17 protein-coding genes and 1 pseudogene are annotated in these 19,343 nt (G+C 62.7%); 7 read left to right on the plus strand and 11 right to left on the minus strand.

The features are described from left to right. Both BLS25_RS16950 and BLS25_RS16690 read left to right on the plus strand, forming a co-directional pair. A pseudogene (locus BLS25_RS16950) lies at positions 1–280 on the plus strand (hypothetical protein); the annotation flags it as partial. Between the two features lie 65 nt (positions 281–345). Next, complete coding sequence (locus BLS25_RS16690; RefSeq protein ID WP_143017933.1) at positions 346–615, plus strand: hypothetical protein; 270 nt, start codon at positions 346–348, stop codon at positions 613–615. Positions 616–833: 218 nt separating this feature from the next. On the opposite strand, the gene BLS25_RS11440 is transcribed toward BLS25_RS16690, so the two are convergent. The 6 genes from BLS25_RS11440 to BLS25_RS11465 form a co-directional block, all read right to left on the minus strand. After that, a complete protein-coding gene (locus tag BLS25_RS11440; protein WP_074695848.1) occupies positions 834–1,154 on the minus strand; it encodes a hypothetical protein in 321 nt (106 codons plus the stop codon). A 284-nt stretch (positions 1,155–1,438) separates the two neighbouring features. Beyond that, complete coding sequence (gene galT / locus BLS25_RS11445) at positions 1,439–2,638, minus strand: galactose-1-phosphate uridylyltransferase (protein WP_081349837.1); 1,200 nt, start codon at positions 2,636–2,638, stop codon at positions 1,439–1,441. Next, complete coding sequence (galE, locus tag BLS25_RS11450; RefSeq protein WP_074695850.1) at positions 2,638–3,627, minus strand: UDP-glucose 4-epimerase GalE; 990 nt, start codon at positions 3,625–3,627, stop codon at positions 2,638–2,640. The genes galT and galE overlap by 1 nt, the downstream gene beginning before the upstream one ends. Positions 3,628–3,689: 62 nt before the next feature. Continuing rightward, positions 3,690–5,033: an extracellular solute-binding protein gene (locus tag BLS25_RS11455; protein WP_074695852.1), complete on the minus strand. Its 1,344-nt coding sequence runs from the start codon at positions 5,031–5,033 to the stop codon at positions 3,690–3,692. Continuing rightward, positions 5,030–5,848 carry a carbohydrate ABC transporter permease gene (locus BLS25_RS11460; protein ID WP_074695854.1) on the minus strand — a complete coding sequence of 273 codons (819 nt, stop codon included), beginning with the start codon at positions 5,846–5,848 and terminating at the stop codon, positions 5,030–5,032. The genes BLS25_RS11455 and BLS25_RS11460 overlap by 4 nt, the downstream gene beginning before the upstream one ends. Beyond that, positions 5,845–6,762 carry a carbohydrate ABC transporter permease gene (locus BLS25_RS11465; protein WP_176786361.1) on the minus strand — a complete coding sequence of 306 codons (918 nt, stop codon included), beginning with the start codon at positions 6,760–6,762 and terminating at the stop codon, positions 5,845–5,847. The genes BLS25_RS11460 and BLS25_RS11465 overlap by 4 nt, the downstream gene beginning before the upstream one ends. A gap of 120 nt (positions 6,763–6,882) precedes the next feature. Here BLS25_RS11465 and BLS25_RS11470 point away from each other — a divergent pair, with 120 nt between their 5' ends. The 5 genes from BLS25_RS11470 (at position 6,883) to bioB (ending at position 11,728) form a co-directional block, all read left to right on the plus strand. Continuing rightward, positions 6,883–7,599 (plus strand): MgtC/SapB family protein, encoded by a 717-nt coding sequence (locus tag BLS25_RS11470; protein ID WP_074695862.1) that lies wholly within the window; start codon positions 6,883–6,885, stop codon positions 7,597–7,599. A gap of 69 nt (positions 7,600–7,668) precedes the next feature. After that, positions 7,669–8,814, plus strand: coding sequence for a substrate-binding domain-containing protein (locus tag BLS25_RS11475; RefSeq protein WP_176786362.1), 1,146 nt, complete (start codon positions 7,669–7,671; stop codon positions 8,812–8,814). Between the two features lie 71 nt (positions 8,815–8,885). Next, complete coding sequence (locus BLS25_RS11480) at positions 8,886–9,539, plus strand: 2'-5' RNA ligase family protein (RefSeq protein WP_074695867.1); 654 nt, start codon at positions 8,886–8,888, stop codon at positions 9,537–9,539. 531 nt (positions 9,540–10,070) lie between these two features. Continuing rightward, on the plus strand, positions 10,071–10,667 hold the full coding sequence (locus BLS25_RS11485; RefSeq protein WP_074695870.1) for a biotin transporter BioY: 597 nt from the start codon (positions 10,071–10,073) through the stop codon (positions 10,665–10,667). Further along, positions 10,664–11,728, plus strand: a complete 1,065-nt coding sequence (bioB, locus tag BLS25_RS11490; RefSeq protein ID WP_074695875.1) for a biotin synthase BioB — start codon at positions 10,664–10,666, stop codon at positions 11,726–11,728. The genes BLS25_RS11485 and bioB overlap by 4 nt, the downstream gene beginning before the upstream one ends. Before the next feature lie 178 nt (positions 11,729–11,906). Here bioB and BLS25_RS11495 read toward each other — a convergent pair whose 3' ends face one another. The 5 genes from BLS25_RS11495 to BLS25_RS11515 form a co-directional block, all read right to left on the minus strand. Then, positions 11,907–14,750 (minus strand): polysaccharide lyase family 8 super-sandwich domain-containing protein, encoded by a 2,844-nt coding sequence (locus BLS25_RS11495; protein ID WP_074695877.1) that lies wholly within the window; start codon positions 14,748–14,750, stop codon positions 11,907–11,909. A 332-nt stretch (positions 14,751–15,082) separates the two neighbouring features. Beyond that, positions 15,083–16,042: an ROK family protein gene (locus BLS25_RS11500; protein WP_081349804.1), complete on the minus strand. Its 960-nt coding sequence runs from the start codon at positions 16,040–16,042 to the stop codon at positions 15,083–15,085. A 214-nt stretch (positions 16,043–16,256) separates the two neighbouring features. Beyond that, positions 16,257–17,099, minus strand: coding sequence for a carbohydrate ABC transporter permease (locus BLS25_RS11505; RefSeq protein ID WP_074695879.1), 843 nt, complete (start codon positions 17,097–17,099; stop codon positions 16,257–16,259). Continuing rightward, positions 17,089–18,057 (minus strand): carbohydrate ABC transporter permease, encoded by a 969-nt coding sequence (locus BLS25_RS11510; protein ID WP_218128178.1) that lies wholly within the window; start codon positions 18,055–18,057, stop codon positions 17,089–17,091. Before BLS25_RS11510 ends, BLS25_RS11505 begins: the two co-directional genes overlap by 11 nt. Further along, positions 18,054–19,340, minus strand: coding sequence for an ABC transporter substrate-binding protein (locus BLS25_RS11515; protein WP_074695881.1), 1,287 nt, complete (start codon positions 19,338–19,340; stop codon positions 18,054–18,056). The genes BLS25_RS11510 and BLS25_RS11515 overlap by 4 nt, the downstream gene beginning before the upstream one ends. Between the last annotated feature and the right edge of the window lie 3 nt (positions 19,341–19,343).

Here is a 19,343-nt window from a genome sequence, read left to right on the forward strand (position 1 = left end):
AAACGGTCTCGCGACCTCGGCAACAGTCCTCGGAGTGGTCGCTCTCGTCTTCACGGCATTCAACATCGTGCCGCTCCTGGGGCTCTTGTTCCTGCCGTTGGCCATTCTCAGCGCGATCGCCGCCATACTCCTCGGCCACTTGGGGTTCAGCGCCAGCCGCCGGGTGGGCGTCGGCCGGAAGCTCGCGATCGTCGGCCTCGTAACGGGGTACATCGCCGCGGCGGCTCTCGTGTGGTACCTGGTCTCGTGGGCGGTCGGCGTCACCACCGCATTCGGATAGGCGTTGCGAAACGACTGCTGCCTCGACAGGATCGGTGTCAAACCGTTTCCAGGGGGGACAACGAAATGAACCGTTTCAAGAAGAAAATGGCCGCAGTGGGATTCGCAGGCGCAGTCGTTATGGGATCCGTCTTGGTGGCTTCGCCGGCCCAAGCAGCGGTGCCAAACGGATGGGGTTTCAGCACCCCTTCGCAGGTCATGTGCGTCGCCAAGACGGCCTTGAAGGAAGCGGCGGTGGCTGCGGAGGGAAAGAAGATGCTGAGCAGCTCCACCCGTTGCGTGAAGAGCATCCGAAAAGGCATGGCCTACTACGACACGCGCCTGTGGTGGAACTGAGCGAGTCGCGACTCTCGCGCACATAAGCGCCACCAGCGCCCACGCACGCATAACGCGTGGGTGTGTCAGCGAAGACGACCGGTCCCACACCTTGAGTAGTGGGACCGGTCACTGCCTTAACCCCCGGGCATGACCCCGGCGATGAGCGTGACGAAGATACCCCCTGCTGAAGACGCAGGCGAGCTCGGACGGGTCAGAGGTGCTCATCTCTCGAGGCATCAACCAACCGCGACCGTATGCGGGGATACCTCGAGGGATGCTCCTGCTCCCGGCAGCGCATCGGCGAACTCATGAATGATCGCTCCCCGCCAGCTGGATGCGCGCACCGCCCGCGGATCCCGACCGCGCGGGTCGCCCCGGAGCGTCCGCAGCGCGCGCTCGAGCTCCACCTCTTTCCGTCGACGCTGGTCCCGGTCGCCGCGCGGTCGCAGCTCGCCCCGCTCGAACCGGGCGAGGATGTGGTCCGACTCCGCGACGGTGAGGGGCACCGACAGCGGATCGGGATCGAGCTCGCTGGACAGCGCCCGGAACTCCGCCATCCGCGTCAGGAAGAAAAGGAAGTCCGGAACAGAGGCAGTGACCTAGGTCGCCTTCCGCCCGTCGCCGACGACGTCGCCGCGTGAGGTACGCACGCCCAGTCGCTGCGATCGGTCGGCTGTGCCGAGTGCGACGATCGTGTCGTCACCCCCCCCCCATGTCTCGGGCGCCGCAAACACGAACCGGAACAAAGGGTCCGCCGGATCGAAGTCGGCCAGCTTGCGTTAGGCGAGCGCGGAGAGCGACGGCGCCGCGTCCCATGCGCGGAGACCGGAGGCGGCAAACCTCATTCGACGCTCTTCTCTCCCGAGGCGATCGCAGCCGATGCCAGCGCCGTGCGCAGGCACCCTCCCACCCGAGAGCCTTTGGGCGCGGCCGATGGCAGAGCCGTCCGGAGACGCTCGGCTGACTCCTCGGGGGCGATGTCCGCAACCCATGCATGCATTGCAGCTTCGGATCCCGCCAGGTACTTCAACTTGTCTACGGCCCGCCGGGGGGAGGTGAGTTGCAGGTGAAGTCGGGCCGTGGCGCGCGCAGTCCGTGTCGGCGCCTGGTGCCAGGCGGCGATGTAGGGCGTGGGGGTGTCGTACAGACGGTCGACCGCGTTCAGCAAACGGAGATAGTTGTCTGCGAGGTCGTCTCTTTCTGCCGAGGAGGTAGCGGCGAAATCCGGCACATGACGTTTCGGGAGCATGTGCACCTCGAGGGGCCAACGCGCGGCAAAAGGCACGAACGCAAGCCAGTGCTCCGTGTCTAAGACGACCCTTGGTCCTTGCGACTCAGCCTTCACCACGCGCTCGAAAAGGTCCGGGCCTTCACGGTCAAGAGAACGCAGCAGGCCCTGCGTCCGAGGAGTGACATAAGGGTATGCGTAGATCTGGCCATGCGGGTGCGGCAAAGTAACCCCGATCTCAGCCCCCCGGTTTTCAAAGATGAAGACCTGTTCGACATCGGCGATATCCGACAAGGCACCCGTCCTGTCGGCCCATGCTTCGATCACGGTCCTCGCGCGAGTGGGGGTAAGGGACGCGAATGATCCCTCATGCTCAGGGCTGAAACAGACGACCTCGCACCGCCCGGCAGATGGCCTTTCCCGGAACAAAGGGTGGATCGACGAGGCCGGGTGTGGAACCTCGTCGAGTTCAAGCGCCGGGCCGAAAGCCGGAGTTTTATTCTCAAACACCGCAACGTCATAGGCCGAGGGAATCTCAGAAGGGTTGGACGGCGTCTGTGGGGCGAGGGGGTCTTGATGTGCGGGAGGCATGAAGGCACGGTTTTGCCGCGCAGTGGCGAAAGTGATCCAGTCGCCGGTAAGAACGTCCTGGCGCATCTGCGCTGTCGGGGGGCGGTCTCTGAGCTCGCGCAGGTCGGCGCGCCTATCCGTTGGGAGGCTTGTGTCAGGGTCGTCGAAGTAGATGAGCTCGCGTCCGTCGGCTAGGTGCGTAACCCGCTTCACGACGCCCGCTTGGAGCGAAACCCCGTCCATCACACAGCCTCGCCCAGTTGGCGAAGGTGGGCTTTCCACCCGCTCTGCACCATTTGTTGAATGCTGTGCCGCATGGCCCAGTTGAGATCACGGGCAGCCGCCACTCCGCTCGCAACAATGCGATCTGGATCGCCGGCGCGACGGGCCTCGACCGTCGCGTCGAAATCGATGCCGGTGAACATGCGCAGCGCAGACATGATCTCCCGCACGGAGATTCCCATTCCCGACCCGAGGTTGTAGGCCGGCTGTAGCGAGTCACCGGCGCTAAGTCTTTGGGCGGCCACAGCGTGGGCCGCCGCGATGTCGCTGACATGTACGTAATCTCGAACAGCGGTTCCATCCGGCGTGGCGTAGTCGACGCCGTAAATGGAGGGTGTGCGCCTCGCTGTCAGAGCCCGGAAGGCGATGGGGAAGAGATTGAACGGGCTCGAGTCGTAAACGTCAGGACGACCGGAACCTACGACATTGAAGTACCGCAGCGACGTATGGCGCAACGGTCGCGGTTCTGATCGCGTCGCTTCAGCAACGTCGCGAAGGAGCCACTCTCCGATGAGTTTTGATTCCCCGTATGGGGTGGTCGGCTTTTTCGGGGTGTATTCGGTCACGGTGGGGACATCGGGTGTGCCATAAACCGCGGCGCTTGAGGAGAAGACGATCTGCGCGACGCCGGCACGGCGCATCGCCTCCAGCACGCTTCGTGTGCCGTCCACATTTTGAGCGTAGGCATGGAGGGGACGGGTGACGGATTCGCCGGCGTATTTGTACCCGGCAACGTGGATCACTCCTTCGGCGATGGTGCCGCGCAGCGTTTCCTCGACCAGGGCGGTGTCCAAAATATTGCCCTGCACGAAGTCGACGTCGGATGGCACGAACTCACGCTTCCCTGTCGACAAATCGTCCAGGACGACAGGGTCTAGCCCGGCCGCTTGCAAAGCGGAAACGACGTGTGCGCCGATGTAGCCGGCGCCGCCGGTGACGAGCCAAGTCATGATGAACCTCTCGAAGGAGGGGGCGGGTCTTGTGCGACCTGCCCCCTCGTGCCGTTTGACGGTTACTTGCTCGCGCGCTTGTTGTAGTCGGCGAGCTGGTCGGTGCCCTTGGACTGGGCGTTCTCAAGGGAGGACTGGACATCCGCCCCGCCGGCGATGGCCTGGATGGCGCTGCGTACGTCGGCGCGGCTCTGTCCAAAGGCGCCGTTGTGGCAACCGCCCGTAGCGGAGGTCTTCGCCGTGGCCGTTAGTTGCTTCAGCAAGGCAAGCTTGGGCTGGCTGGTCTCAGAAGTGAGGAGTCCATCGAGCGCCTCCTGGTTGCTCGGAAGGTACCCACTGTCTTCGAAGATCTGACGCTGCACATCAGCGGAACCCATGAACCGGGCAAACTCGACGGCGGCCGCTTTCTCGTTATCGCTGTGTCCTTCGCCGAGTACCCACAGAGCGCTACCGCCAGGGACTGCTCCCCCGCCTTCGGTTGCGACAGGAAGAGCGAATGCGTTGATGTCGAACGCTGCCGCGGCCGTGGTCGTGCCCAGGCTCGCGGACGAAGCAAGCAGCATGGCGGCTTGGCCCACACTGAATGCGTTCTGGGCTGCCACCCCGTCGCTTCCGACGTTGACGATGGCTCCTGCCTGGAGCGACTTCTGGTAGTGCGTCCACACATTTACGAGGTCGTCGTTGACAAAGTCGAAGGCGGTGGCAGCTTCTGATCCGAGGCCGTTGTCCGGGGTGCAGTAGACGACGTTGTTGAGGGCGCTGAACTGTTCGTTCCACCATTCGTTCTGCTGAAAGACGAGGCCTGCAGCGCCGGTTGCGGCATAGATCTTGTCAGCCCAGTCGAAAAGCTCGTCGATGCTTTTGGGCGGGTTTTCGCCGCTCAGACCTGCGGCTTGGAGCTTGGTCGCGTCGAAGAAGACGGCAGGCTGAGAGACCATCAACGGCACGGCCCAGAGCTTGCTGTCGAACGTATAGTAGTTGGCCGCGGCGGCGACGACTCCGTCGCCGTTGTAGGCCTGGCCGTCGAAGGTTGCGACGCTTTCAGGAGCGGTTGCGAGGCCGCTGTCGTGCAGGTAGGCGGAGAACGTGTCGCCGCCTTGCAGAAGCACGGGGGTATCGCCGCTTTGGACCGCGTTAGTCAGCTTGGCCGCGGTTTCGGTGTAGTCACCCTGGTAGATGGGGTTGATGGTGATGTTGAAGCTGTTACTCGAGTTAAACGCATCCACCTGCTTCATCAGTGCGTCGGCGGATGAGCCTCCCACGGAGTACCAGAAGTCGATGCTGACAGGGCCATCGGCGGCGACGGTTTCCTGCGGCTGTGGTTGACCAGAACATCCGGCCAGGATCAGGGACGCGACGGCCGCCAGGGTGACGCCCGCTGCCACCCCCTTGCGTGTGCGAATCACTTGACTGCTCCTTCGGTTAGTCCTCGGGCGAGGAACTTCTGTCCGACGATCACGAGGATGATCGTGGGGATGCTGACGACGATCAGGCCGGCAAGGCCCGCGCCGAAGTCCGTGTCCGCTTCGTCGAAGAGCGCTTTCACTCCCACCTGGACGGTTCGGGCGGTCGGGGACTCGGTGACCAGCAGGGGCCACAGATATCCGTTCCATGCGGCGATGGCGGACACGAGGGTGACCGTCATGACCGTGGGTCTGGTGAGGGGCAGAAGGAAGCGGAAAAGGAACCGCATGGGCCCCGCGCCATCGACCGTTGCTGCTTCCTTGATCTCCGTCGGGAAGCCCAGGAACGTCTGGCGCAGCAAGAAGATCGAGTAGGCCGATGCCACGAAAGGCATGAACACCGCGACGATGGTGTCGAAGAGCCCAAGCTGGCGGATGGTGAGGTAGTTGGCGACGACGGTCGCCTCATTTGGGATCATCATCGTGACGAGATACGCCCCGAGAATCAGACCCGGTCGTCGGAAATTTCCGAAGACGATGGCGTAGGCGGCGAGCACGCTCGTCAGCACCTGGAGACCGGTCTGCGCTACCACGACGATTGCGCTGTTCAGCATCTGGCGGAGAATCGGCGCCCGGTTGAAAGCAGATGCGAAGTGGTCCCATGTAAACCCGGTGGGGAGGAGGTCCCACAAGGTTCCCGTAATTGCGGGGGTGGGCCGGATCGAACCGAACAGGACATACACCAGCGGCAGAATGATGACGAGCGCTACAACGGCGAGGTACGCGAACAGCGCGATGTGCGCGACGGGCTTTTTCATCGGTAGTTGACCCTTCGCTCGAGAACACCGAACTGGATGGCAGTGAGCGCGAGGATCAACACCAAAAGGATGATGGAACGAGCAGACGAGGCCCCATAGTCCGCTGTTCCCCCGAACGCTGCTTGATAGATGTCGATGACGAGCGTGCGTGTCGAGTCAGCCGGTCCGCCCGCTGTGAGGACGTTGATGATGGTGAACTCACGCAGCGCTTGAATGGATTGCGTCACGACGACAAAAAACAACGTCGGCGTGATCAACGGCAATGTGATGCTGAACGTTCGACGCCAAAAACGGGCCCCGTCGACGTCTGCTGCTTCGAAGACCTGCTTATCGATGGAATCGAGGGCGGCCAGCAACAGAAGCACCGTGAACCCGATGGCGGTCCACACGTCGACGATGATGACCGACAGCAACGACACGTTCGTCGAGGTCAGCCATCCCACATTGTCGCCACCGAGGGCCCGGGCGATGACATCGAAGAGGCCCGTCGACGGGGTCATCAACGCACGGAATGCGAGACCCGCGACAGCCGTCGACACAGCCATTGGGATGAGCACGGAGGCTCTGAACACCCCTGTGCCCCGCACGCGCTGCGATACGGGTAGCGCGATGGCGAGCCCCACGATCACTTTCCCCGCAACGGAGCCCAGCATGAATAGGACAGTGATGCCTAGCGTGCGCCAGAAGTCGGGGTCGCTGAACATGGCGGCGAAGTTGTCGGATCCGACGAAGCCATTCGGCTGCCCGAAGAGATTGGTCGACTGCATCGACAGGAAGCCCGTACGCAGCAGGGGCCAATAGTCGAAAGAAACGATCGCGATCAGGCTCGGAAGTAAGAAGAGAACTGCCCACAGATGGGGTCCACGCCGCCCGCGGCGGGGGCGCGTCGCTGCGCGAGCGGAAGTGTCAACCACGATGTCTATCTCCGTTTGATCGGTGCAGTTGAGAGTGTAGGGAACGTTCCCTACTATTGCAACCGTCATCGTCCCCGACGTGTCCGCCGGATGCCGAGAGGCGAAAGATTGGGTGAATACATGTTTCTGAGCATCGAGTGGATCAGCGCCTCGACCTTGACCGAGGTCGTCCTCCTCTTCCTCGCGTTCGTGCTGTCCGCCGTCGTCGGAATCGAACGGCATCGTCAGGTCAAAAGCGCTGGCCTGCGCACGCACACCCTCGTCGGAGTGGGATCCGCGATGTTCACACTGGTGTCGGCGTACGGCTTCACGATGGTGATCGGAACTGACGTCACGCTCGATCCCTCACGAATCGCCGCGCAGATCGTGTCCGGCATCGGGTTCCTCGGCGCCGGCGTAATCTTCGTGCGACAGAACATCGTCTCGGGCCTCACGACCGCGGCGTCCATCTGGGTCGTCGCCGCGATCGGAATGGCATGCGGCGCCGGCATGCCCGTCCTCGCCGTCCTCGGTACGGCACTGCACCTCACCACTGTCACGGTGATGTCCCGGCTCGCCCGGAAAGTTCCTCTCGCGGGGCGCGGGCGTGACCTCGTCGTCCACTACAAGGACGGCCGAGGAGCCCTGCGCGCCGTCCTCGAACGCGCCTCGGAGTTGGGTTTCGAAGTGGCTCTCACCGGCACGCATCGAGAGGAAGTTGGCCGCACAACCCCAATCGTCGCGGCCAGTCTTCGCTTCAACAGAGGTCGCACCTCGATCGACAACCTCGTCGAAGCGCTCACCGAGGTCAAAGGTGTGCAACGCGTGGAAGCCGCCTCCGACAGCGACCCCACATGAGCGAAGCTCGCCCCGCGTCGGTCTCGCGGGTCTCGAGTAACCTCCATGCGACCGCACTCAGGTGAGACGATGACAGACGTGAAGAGCACACCAAGCCCCCGCCAAGCTGCCCTATCCCGCGTGGCGGCTGGCGCATCCCTCGAGGACACGGCACAGCACTTCAACATCCCGCCGGACCGCCTCCGTCGCTGGGTGGGCGCCACCAAGGAAACGAACGACGCCAAGCCTCGGACTCGGAGAGGGAAACAGGCGACAATCTTGGACCTCGCCGAGCACAGCGGTCTGTCAAAGTCCGTGGTTTCGCGCGCGCTTCGCGGCCAATACGGGGTGAGTCCCGACGCCCAGGCTCGTGTCACAGCCGCGGTCAAAGAGCTCGGTTACGTCTCGAACGCGGCTGCGCAAAACCTCAGCGCCTACCGCACGAACACCATCGGTGTGCTCGTCCGCGACGCCTCCGCCCCCTTCTATGGCGAGATGCAGTCCGCCCTCCAGAAAAGAGGCTCATCGCTCGGGCAGCGGGTGTTCATCACCTCAGGAGCCCTCGACAACAACGACGAACGGCGCGCCCTCGAAGACCTCATCGCTCTGCGCGTCGACGGACTCATCGTCTGCAGCGGCCGGCTACCGTTAAAAGAAGTCAAAAGATTCTCCGCAAAGTTTCCCGTCGTCGTAGCGGGTAGACCTGACATCGACTCCTCCGTCAACAGTGTGTATGGGGACGAGGACGAGGGGGCCCGTGCCCTCGCGAACCACCTGACCGACCTTGGACATCGTCAGGTCGCTGTCTTTCAACCCCCGCAGCAAACCTCACCAATCCTGCATCGCCGCACGGAAATCATGCGAGCCCAGCTCACTGCCCGCGGCGTCCATGCGCACGTTGTGTCCACCCCCTCCCCCGAGCGGGCCCGGGAAGCTCACGCCCGACTCGCGGCCCACGTCACCGCGGTTATGTGCCCAAACGATCGCTACGCCGCAGCGACACTTCTTGAATCGCGCACCTCAACGCGACCTCTTTCCATCACGGGATTCGACGGCGTCGGTGGTCTCGCGAGCGCGTTGATAAACATCACCACATGGCGTCAGCCCATTGCGCACATCGGCTCGAACGCCGTAGAGCGACTACTGCACCTCATCACCCACCGGGACGAAGACGTTAGCCATCTCGCAATACCGGGCCACCTGCACGTCGGCACGACGACGAAACCCCTCCCCTAACGGAGGACGCCTCGACTCAGAGGAGTCAGTCGGTATAGTAGGGAACGTTCCCTGCGCCGAAGGAGTTTTGCATGAGTGTCGCAATCGACGGGTTCACCTACGGTGTCTACCTCCGGCCGGACCCCCTCACATGTCGAGCTGTCGTCGACTTTACGGATCTCCTCAAGAAGCAGTTCGGGATTGTGTCCGCGGCCGCATTCCCGCCGCACGCGACTCTGGCTGGCGCTGTTCCGAGTGACGCCGACGAGGCTGACCTTATCGATGCACTGGACCCCGTCTTGCGCTCCGCAGCGCCCATCGCCGTCCACAACTCCGGCATCGCACGCCACAACATCGCCGTGACCTTCGACGTCGACAAGACAATCAGCGGAGCGAAAAACGACGCCATCAAAGACCTCGCTGTTGCCGTCAACAGCGCCCTCGAGCCCTTCCGCGGACACGGCGAAGGCTTCCGCATGAAGCCCTTCGACGCAGACGGGTTTCGCGCCCATCTCTCCCTGGCATCTCATGACCTCGAAGAAACGCCTCACCTCCGCACTGAAGTCGAAGCCTTCCTCCGTGCACTCCCCCACACGGCTCCATCCGACTTCATCGCCGACACCGTCACTCTTTTCCGCTTCCACAGCTCGGACTGGACGGCCAAGTGGTGGAAAGATCTCCGCTGGTGGCACCTGCGCTCCTGGACGCTCGGCAGCACCACCGAGGCGCCTTCGCAGTCAAACTGAGCAGCCGGTCCATCCGCGGCCTGAGGCCGGCACTGTGGTCGCCGGCGAGACGTTAGGCGGCGAGCTCAGTTCGGCCGCCCCGTCAACGGGGCATGCGAGCATGTCGATCACCGGTCCCAGCTTCAGCTGCCCGGATATCCCAACCAGCGCACGCTTCAAACACACCCCTGGAGCGGCTGTATTCGCTGCTTATGCGCCCGGCTGCCAGCACATGCGGGCCCGGCGTCAGATCAATCGCGCAGCGCCTCTGAGCTACACCCGCCTGGGCGTCGCGGACGCATGCGTCGGCGGAGGTGCCGTCGCGTTCATCCCATGAGTCCGCGTCGGGGACTTTCAGGCATCGTAGCCCCGGCCTGGGGTAACTCCGCTAACCCTCCCGAAGCTGGAACCTTGCACCCGCAGGCCGAGATCGCCCTCCCGACCGTCTACAAGGTGTCGCAACCATCACTGTCGCAAGTCCACACCCTTGGACGGTGACGGCCCTTCTAGTCTCATGAACACCGTTCAATGAACACCGTTCAGGAGGCTCCTATGTCATCCACGCTCGCCCCTCGGCTCTACCTGGCAGACAGGTGGCCGCGCACCGCCGCACGAGACACCGCGCTCGTCCTCTCCGGAACACTCCTCATCACCCTGTCCGCGCTCATGACCATTCCACTCCCGTTCACGCCGGTACCGATAGCACTTTCGACATTCACCGTCTTTTTCGTCGGCGCAGCCCTGGGCTCGCTACGCGGAATGCTCAGCTCCCTTCTCTACCTCCTCCTCGGCGCCGCCGGCGCACCGGTCTTTTCGTATGGTCAATCGGGCGTCGCCTTCCCGACGTTCGGCTACATCGTCGGTTTCGTCGTCGCAGCCGCCGTCGTGGGTCGACTCGCGGGACAAGGAGCCGGCCGAAAAGTCATGTCCACCCTGCTCCTCGCATCCGTCGGCACCGTCATTCTTTACGTCTGCGGTGTCCCGTGGCTGGCCCTGTCGCTCGGCGTCGACCTGGGAATGGCCGTGATGCTCGGAGTCGTGCCTTTCGTCATCGGCGACGCCATCAAAATTCTGGCGCTGAGCGCAGTGCTACCCGGCGCCTGGAAGCTACTCGCCATGCTTGAAGACCACCACCGGGGCACGAAGTGAGTGACTTCGACACGCTGGTGGAACAAAGCCTCCGGGGGATCGCGCCTGCCCCCGCCGATGCCGTGAATATCCTTCGAACGCCGGACCCAGACGTGATAGACCTCGTCGCCGCCGTCAGTAAAATCCGACGGACATACTTTGGGAACCGGGTCAAATTGAACTACCTGGTCAACCTCAAGTCAGGACTCTGTCAGGAGAATTGCAATTACTGCTCCCAGGCGCTCGGTTCGACGTCGGCAATCCTGAAGTACTCCTGGCTGAGCGCCGAAGACGCTCTCGCACAGGCAACAGCTGGGGTGGAAGGTGGCGCCAGTCGCGTGTGCCTGGTCGCCAGCGGCCGCGGACCGCTCCCGCGCGACATCGACCGCGTCTGCGATATCACGTCGCAAATCCGTAACTCCCACCCCCACGTGGAAGTGTGCGCATGTTTAGGCCTTCTGCGTGCGGGTCAAGCAGAGCGCCTTGTATCCGCCGGAGCCTACGCGTACAACCACAACATCAACACGGCGGAGTCTTACCACCACGAGATTGTTCAAACACACACTTACGCGGACCGCATCAACACCATCACGCTGGCCGCCCAGGCAGGTCTTTCCGCATGCAGCGGTCTCATCGTGGGGATGGGAGAATCCAACGAACAGATCGTCGAGGCCCTCGCCGCGCTCCGAGAGCTCGAGGTTGAATCGCTCCCCATCAACTTCCTCGTACCATTCGACGGCACTGTCATGGAAGGCCGCTGGCAGCTCACCCCCCTTCATTGCCTCCGCATCATCGCGCTTGCACGCCTCATTCACCCGGATGTCGAGATCCGTCTCGCCGGGGGCCGGGAACTGCACCTGCGCACTGCGCAGCCGCTGGCGCTGCACCTCGCCAATTCGATCTTCCTTGGCGACTACCTCACTGCGGAAGGGCAAGCAGCCGCGGCAGACCTTGAACTGATCCGAGACAACGGCTTCACGATCGAGAATCCGGTTACGCCGCAGGCACCACCGCGTTCGTACTTGACGACGATCGATATACGCGGGCGCGGTGCCGGCACCGCGATCCCGCCCAACGCATGACAGCAGGCCCCAGCAGTGAGCAACACCGACAGTTCGAGATGTGATTGACATCGCGAAAGGTCACCTCGTCGACTGACCGGAGTGATGGCTAGACGACCGCCGAGCTCCAGCTCTGCCAGGTTGTCGAGATCCGTCGGCGGGGCGTGGGCCGCGCCCCGCCGACGAGGTCACTTCAGGTTCAGGCGGGTGTGAGTTTCAGGTAGTCGAGGAAGGCCCGATAACCGGAAGCGCTGCCGTTCTTTCCCGTCGTAGTCAGGCGCACAAGATAGCTCCCCGGCGCAGGGAACGTGTACGACCCGAAAAGCACGTCCTTTTGGTTGACGCTTGTTGTCCAGTACAGATCCTGAGGTGTACCTGCGTTCGTCCCATTGACGGACAGCTGGTATATCCCGTTGGCCCCTGATCTGAACGCACGTGTCGTGAGGTCGTAGGTGCCCGCCTGCGGGACGTCGACACTGAACTCGACGTATTCACCTACAGCGTTGTTGTTCAGTCCGAGTTTCTTGCCGCCGCTCGCGTTCGCGTCGGTGTAGGGCGTCACAGAACGGGAGAGCGTGTTGATCGGCAGAGACTCTGCTTCATACACGCTCGGGACCGCAACCGGACCAGGATTGTCCTGCTGCGCGCCGCTCAGCGAGAACTTCACGTTGAAGTCCTTGCCGCCAGCGGCGTTGACATTGACCTTCACTTTCGCCGTGGGCGCGTACTGCAGCACCGTCACCTCGGGGTCGTTCGAGATGACGCCGGTCACGGCCCTGTCGAGCGTGAGGTAGATCTGTCCCGTGTTCTTCTGGGTCGGGTCCGCGACCGAGAGCTCGACGCTGTCGGCGCTCTCACTGACCATGACCGAGGCTTTCTTGTCAGAGGTGACGCCGCCGGCCGAGGTCGGCTCGTCTTTCCAGAAGTTGATCCCGGTCACTCCCAGTCCGTTTTCTCGCACGGCTTGGGCCGATTCCGAGTTAACCAAAATGTCGACGTCGGGGGTCGCGGCGTACTCTCCCACCTGCGCGCTCGTCTTATTCGGCAGCAAGACATACGAGTAGCCCGCACCGGTCGGATTCGCCCCGTGATCGAATGCAAGTGAGAGATAGTTCTTACTGATAGATGTGCTGTTCGCCCAGGCTGATGAAGAATTCAGCTGCTTCCAGGTGCCCGTGCGCTGTTCCCGAAGCGCATCAACCGTCGCCCCGCCAGGAAAGTAGTAGCCGACGTCGGACCCGGGGACGCTCCCGGCGAGGTGCATCGTGGTCACGTCCGTGACGACCTCAGACCACCCCTGAGTCGAAGGCTCTGTCGCGCCATCCACCGTCAGCGTGTTGTCGCCGGCGTCGTTTAGCTTGCGGTTCTCGACGATGGTCTCGGTGTCGATCCCGTCTGTGCTCGTGATGCCCGCCCCGAGTGCGACCACCTCGTCGTCGAACATGAACCAGGACTTCTTCCCCTCGAGATTGCGACCGATGGGGTGCAGCTCCATGCCCGTCACACCGTACTGACCCTGAATGCTCGCACCACCCACCCAGGACTTGTCCGTTCGCGTGTTCGGGGTCTGCGTGGTGTTCTTCAGCACGGTCGTCCCCGGCAAGCGATAGCTATCGACGGTGGGCCAGAAGTCGTCGTGGAACTGGCTGAGATCGTCGTTGTAGAGATAGGTCATGCCGTCCCCGGTGTGCCACCCCTTATTGTTCTCTGAGTTGATCGACTCGAACGCGCCAATCCGACTCGACGCCATGCTGATACCGAAACCAAAGCCCGGGCGCAAATGCACGGTGCGGTCAATGCCCGTGAACTGCCGGTTGCTGACAAGCTCCTCACGCGGCGTTACCGAGACGTCGTCCAAGATCGCTTTCGCCGACACGATCAGATCTACGGGCGCTGCCGACAGGAACGTCTTGTCAACGTCGGACGCCAGCCATCCCTTGATCATGCTCTTAAATGCGAGGGCATCGGCAGGCGGCGCAACGGAGGACAGTCGGATGATCGATGACAGCACACTCACTGCGGCGTCGTCATCCTGAATCCCGTAGCGGCTCATCTCGCGACCTCGAACCATGTCCATGAGGTTGCCCTTATAGATGAACGGCTCGTACGCGGAGTACACCCATTGAAACGCGTTGACGCTGTTCGGATCCGCCACGTCCCAACTCGACCCGTCCAGCACGTACATCAGGTCGGCGATGCCGGAGAGCAACGACGCCCCGTACCCGCCGTTGTAGGCGTAGGAGTTGTGTTGGACGAAGGATCCGTCCTGGTAGAAGCCGTCCCCGCTCCGCACGTAGGGATAAAGAGCGCTCAGCCCGTCTCGGCCGGCCGCCACGCGGGCGGCGTCCTTGCCATTGATCCCCGAGATTGCGATGACCTGGCTCTCCCACAGTCGGTTTGCGCCCGACATGGCGACGGTCGGCTGGGCGTAGGCGATGGCAGCCAAGTAGTTGGAGATTTGTGTGCTGGTGAGCTCGTTGTACATCAGCGCGATGATGTCGTTGAGCGCGAGCGGCGCTCCGATTTGCCAATGCCACCAGTTTTGATACATCTTTGCGCCGCTGTAGTAAACGCGAGAGTGCATCCAATCGAGTCCGTCGACGAGGTCTGTCTTCAGCTGAGCATTGCCCTGCAGCGTCGACCCGGCAGTGGTGTACGCGAGGGCCATATCTCGAAGGTGCTGGTAGGAGCGGGTCACGCTGGCCGAGTCGTTACCCAAGGGTGAGTCGTCCCAGAGCCGGTTGCGGTCAGCAACCTTCTTTAAGGAGTCCCAAGACGTTTGACCATCAGCGGTAATAGCCGCGACGCGGGACACGATGTCCGGGTCCGACGCGTTGTAGGACGCCCCGCCGGTCAACATCGTGACGTACTTCTGCCGGAGAGTGTCGAACTCCTCGGCCGCCGTGGAGGCGCTTGCAGTCACACCGAGGGCCGAAACAGGCATCGTGTGAGCGTGGGCGGCGGTTGGCACGAAGGCCGACGCGCCAGTGAACACTATGAGTGCGGTGGCAGCCGCCACCCTCGTTGTAGCAATCTTGAACATCGTTGTCCTTTTCGTATTCGGTTGGGTGGAACGCTGACGACCATTTGTTCGTGGTGTCAACGCATCTTGAGACGGCGCCCGCTCTGTGAAGACCAGACCCCGATGTCGGTTACATGGGGTCCTCCGGCCTCACCGATAGGACGTTTCGTAAGCCCTCTTGCGACAGCGGTGCGGATCGTGGCCTGGTCGCCTGCCACCTGGGCGCCACCAAGCCGCTTCATGCCCACGGGATTGACGGTGTCGGAGTCGGAGGCGACGGGGACGGAACCACGGCCCGCGTTGCAGGTCTCGGCCTGCGCTGAGACCCGGTAGGGACGGTTAGTGATGGATCATCAGCGGGCCCCAAAAGGCAGCGGAGCATGTAAAGACTCGGTCCTGTGGGTCTGCTCCGCGGCTTCGCCGGCGAGCAAGAGAGCTCCGACGAGACCGGCCTCGCCGTCCAGAGCCGTCAATTCCACAGACAGGGATCGTGATGATCCGCGCGAACCCGGCGGGCCAACCCGTTTGGCTAGTTCCCATCGGATTGTCTCAATCAGACCGGAGGTCTTCATGACACCACCTCCGAGCACCACCCGCTCAGAGCCGAAGCAGTAATACAGTGTGGCGATCAACTGCGCGATGTAGAACGCCGTCACGTCGAGGTCCTGTTTTGCGGACCGCAGCACACCAGTCTGTTGCAGTTCGAGGTTGCGAGCGGCGATGGCGGGACCCGATGCGAGTCCCTCGAGGCAATCGCCGTGAAAACGGCACACTCCTGCGAATGCGTCATCCGGATGGCGTTGTACGGGAATGTGCGCGGCCTCAGGCCACCCTGTCCCCACCATCAGTTCGCCGCGCTGCAACAACCCCAGTCCCACACCTGTTCCGATAGTGACGTACGCCAGATCACGCGCCCCCCTGAGCGCCCCACGCTGCGCCTCACCGTAAGCAGCACCTGCAACGTCCGTCGTGATCAAACAGGGAACACCGGGCAGAAGGTCTTGGACCGCTGCCAGCAGCGCAAATCCGTCCCAGCCGGTCTTCGGAGAAGTGGTAATTGCCCCATAGTTAGATGAGCTGCAGTCCAGGTCTAGTGGTCCGAATGCCGCGATACCCACGCCCCGGATGGCTCCCGCTAGTGGCGCCAAGAACTCAGCGATATCTGCCAGCACCCTTTGCGGAGAACGGGTCGAGGTCGACCATCGTGCAACCTCAGCCGTGGGATCGCCCACCGCCCCCACCGCGCACAGCACTTTCGTGCCACCTGTCTCTAAACCCAGAATCAGGTTCTTTGGCGCAACTGGATCGGTCATTTTTCATGTCCTTCTGGCTCTGACCCGATACCGGGTGCTGTTCCATCGCATGGGCGAGCGCCGCAGACCACATAGCTTGATACGCAGCTACCCGCAGTCGGGCTCATCAATTGGACCGGGCCGCCCACTCAGGCGAGTCCCTTGCATGTTCTCGTTCGGGGCGCGCCCCACCGCGCCCCGAATCGACCTTCAACGTGCTACGCGGCTGGGCCGATCAGCCTTTGAGCCCGGTTTGCGCTAGTCCTTCAACGAACTGACGCTGAGCGAAAATGAAGACGATCAGAACCGGGACCGCGGTCATAGTCGCTGCGGCGAGCTGCACGTTCCACATCTGTCCGCCGTACGCATCCGTGTACCGCGTCAGTGCTTGCGGCAGTGTGAACAGTTCAGGGCTCTGTAGATAGACCGTCGGCTCCAGGTACAGATTCCACGTGTGCAGGAACGTAAAGATGGCCACGGCCCCGAGGGAGGCCTTCGCGAGCGGCATCGCGATGCGCCACCAAATCGCTGCCCTGTTAAGACCATCCAATCGTGCCGCTTCTTCTAGCTCAACCGGCAGCGTCACGAAGTACTGACGCATGATGAAGGTTGCCAGCACGCTGGGCGCGCCGAACGTCGACACCAGAAGGATCGGCCAGTGGGTGTTCACAAGGCCTAGCTGATTGAACATTTGGAAGAGCGGGACAATGGTGACTTCGGAGGGGACCAGCAACCCGATGAGCACGATGACGAACAGGAAGTTCGCCCCGGGGAACTTGATCCGAGCGAAGGCGTAACCCGCCATCGCGGAGAAAGCCATCGTCGCGACCGTCACGACGACGGCGATGTACATGCTGTTCCAGTACTGCAGGAGGAACGGTTGCATGGTCAGTGCGTCGATGTACGGCTGGATCGTGGGGCTCTGCGGCCACAGCGTCGGTGGGAAAGAGAAGATCTCACCGATTGGCTTGAATGACGAGGTGATCATCCACCACGTCGGGAAGACGAAGGGGATCGCGAGGAGCGCCATCCCGACGTAGAAGAGGACCCTGAGGGCGGGTCGCCGCTCAGTTTTCATAGAAGACCCATCTCTTGCGGAGCTGCCACTGAACGATGGTCAGGAGCAGGACGATGACAAACAGCACGAGCGCGAGCGTTGAGCCGTAGCCGAAGCGGTGGAACTCGAACGCCTGCTGGAAGAGGTAGTAGACGAGGACTGTTGTTGAGATCCCGGGGCCTCCCTGCGTGAGGACCGCGATCTGGGCAAAGACCTGGAGGGACCCGACGATGGTGATGATCGTGGTCAGCAGAATCGTGGGTGAGATCAGCGGCAAGGTGATTCGCCCGAAAGTTGCAGCTCTGCCTGCACCATCGATCGATGCGGCTTCCGTGACCTCGCGCGGCACGCCCTGCAACGCCGACAGAAACAGGATCATGTTCAGGCCGACGTTCTTGAAGACCTGAACAACGATCACGCTCACCATTGCGGTGGGCCCCTCGCGTAGCCAGTTGGGTCCATCGATGCCGATGATCGAAAGGAGCCCGTTGATGCCGCCGTTGTCCTGGAGCAGGAACCCCCAGACGATCGTCCAGGCGACGAGGGAGACGACAACCGGGGAGAAGAACAAGGTCCGGAAGAACGTGATTCCCCGCACTTTCCGGTTCAGCAAAACGGCGAGGAGTAGGGCGAGACCCAGGTTCCCAATGACCAGCCCGACACTGAAGATCGCGGTGGCGCCAAGGACCGGGGCAACCTTCGGGTCGGAGAAGAGGCGTTCCACGTTCTCCGTGCCGACGAACCGGAAGGTGTTGGCGAGCACGTTCCACTCGTGGAAGTTGTAGTACAGGATCAGCGCCAGCGGCAGGATGACGAAGAGGAGGATCCCCAGAACCTGGGGGCCCACGAAGAGGTACCCGATAAGAGCGTCACCCTGGGACAGCTTCCGGCGGCGCTTGCCGGCCGCCGGCCTGGCCGCCGCGCGCGGTGATGCGCCAGCGGCCAGGACGACGGGAGCGTCATCTATGACGTTACTCATTGCTCGAGGAGGGGGGCGACGGAATCACAAACCGCATCGAGCGTCCCCGCGATGTCAGGGTTGTCCACCCACAGTCCGTCGAGACCAGAGCGGACTTCCTGCTGGATCTCGGCGGAGCCGGTGTGGGACGGACGGACTTGGCCGGTGGAGATGGCGGGCACGACGACGTCGGCGAGCTGCGCTTGGGTGAGCACGGGATTGGCTGCGCTGAGTGTCTCCGCCGTCAGCTGGGAGGTACGTGCCGGCGGGAAGTACTTTGCGAGCTTCGCGGAGTTCTCCGGGTTCGTGAAGTAGGCGATGAAGTCGGCGGCCTGTTCCGGGTGTGCTCCCTGGGCGAGAGCTCCGAGGCCGGCTTGGCCGATGACGGAGTACTCGCCATCCGGCCCCTCCGGCAGGGGCAGGAGCTCCCACGACGTGATGCCGGACTCAGCTAGCAGAGACGCGCGGGAAATCTGGGTGACGGTGAAGGCGGCATCCCCGGCGAAGAAGTCTGCTGTCGTTCCCGGTCCCGGCATCGATTTGTTCTTGAATGCCGCGTCGTGAAGGAATGTGAAGGCATCGACCATCTCGGGCGAATTCATGGTGCACGTCTTGCCGTCCTCGGACCAGGGTGCGGCACCCCACCCGTTCCAGACGGTGGATAGGTAGTCCCACTGCGTGTACTCGAAGTCCCGGACGATGAACCCGGCCTTGCCTGTTGCGGCGTTGACCTTGGAGCCGATGTCGGAGACGGTGTCCCAGTTCCACTTGCCCGACGCTTGCAGTTCGGAAGCGGTGGGCTGACCCGCGGCTGCGAGGAGGTCGTCGTTCGCGAAGACGACGAAGGGCGACGTTGAGAACGGGTATGCAGCAAGCTGGCCGTCCTCGTTGCGCCACAGCTTCGTTGCGGCGTCGGAGAGGTCATCCAGCTCGTAGCCATCGGTTGCGGACAGGGTGTCATCTAGGGGCACGAGGGCGCCGGAGGAGACAAAGTCGGGTGCCGAGTTTTCGAGCATCCATGCCATGTCCGGGGGGTTTCCACCGGCGAGCTGGGTGGTGAGGGTGGTGGTGTAGCTGTCGAAGTCGAGAGGGTCGAAAGTGATGCTCGAGATTTCGGGGTGTTCTGCTTTGTAGGCATCTGCGATCTCGTTGAACAGCGCGAGCTGTCCTTCGTTCGAGGTCCAGACGGTCATCCGCAGCGACACGGGCTCGTCGGCGCTGGGGTCGGACGCGCTGCAGGCGCTGAAGGTGAGGGAGGCTGCGGCGACCAGTGCGGTAGCGCTCAGCAACTTTGCTGATTTCATGTG

The sequence above is a fragment of the Microbacterium testaceum StLB037 genome, assembly GCF_900104345.1.
Classification (GTDB): Bacteria; Actinomycetota; Actinomycetes; order Actinomycetales; family Microbacteriaceae; genus Microbacterium; species Microbacterium testaceum_A.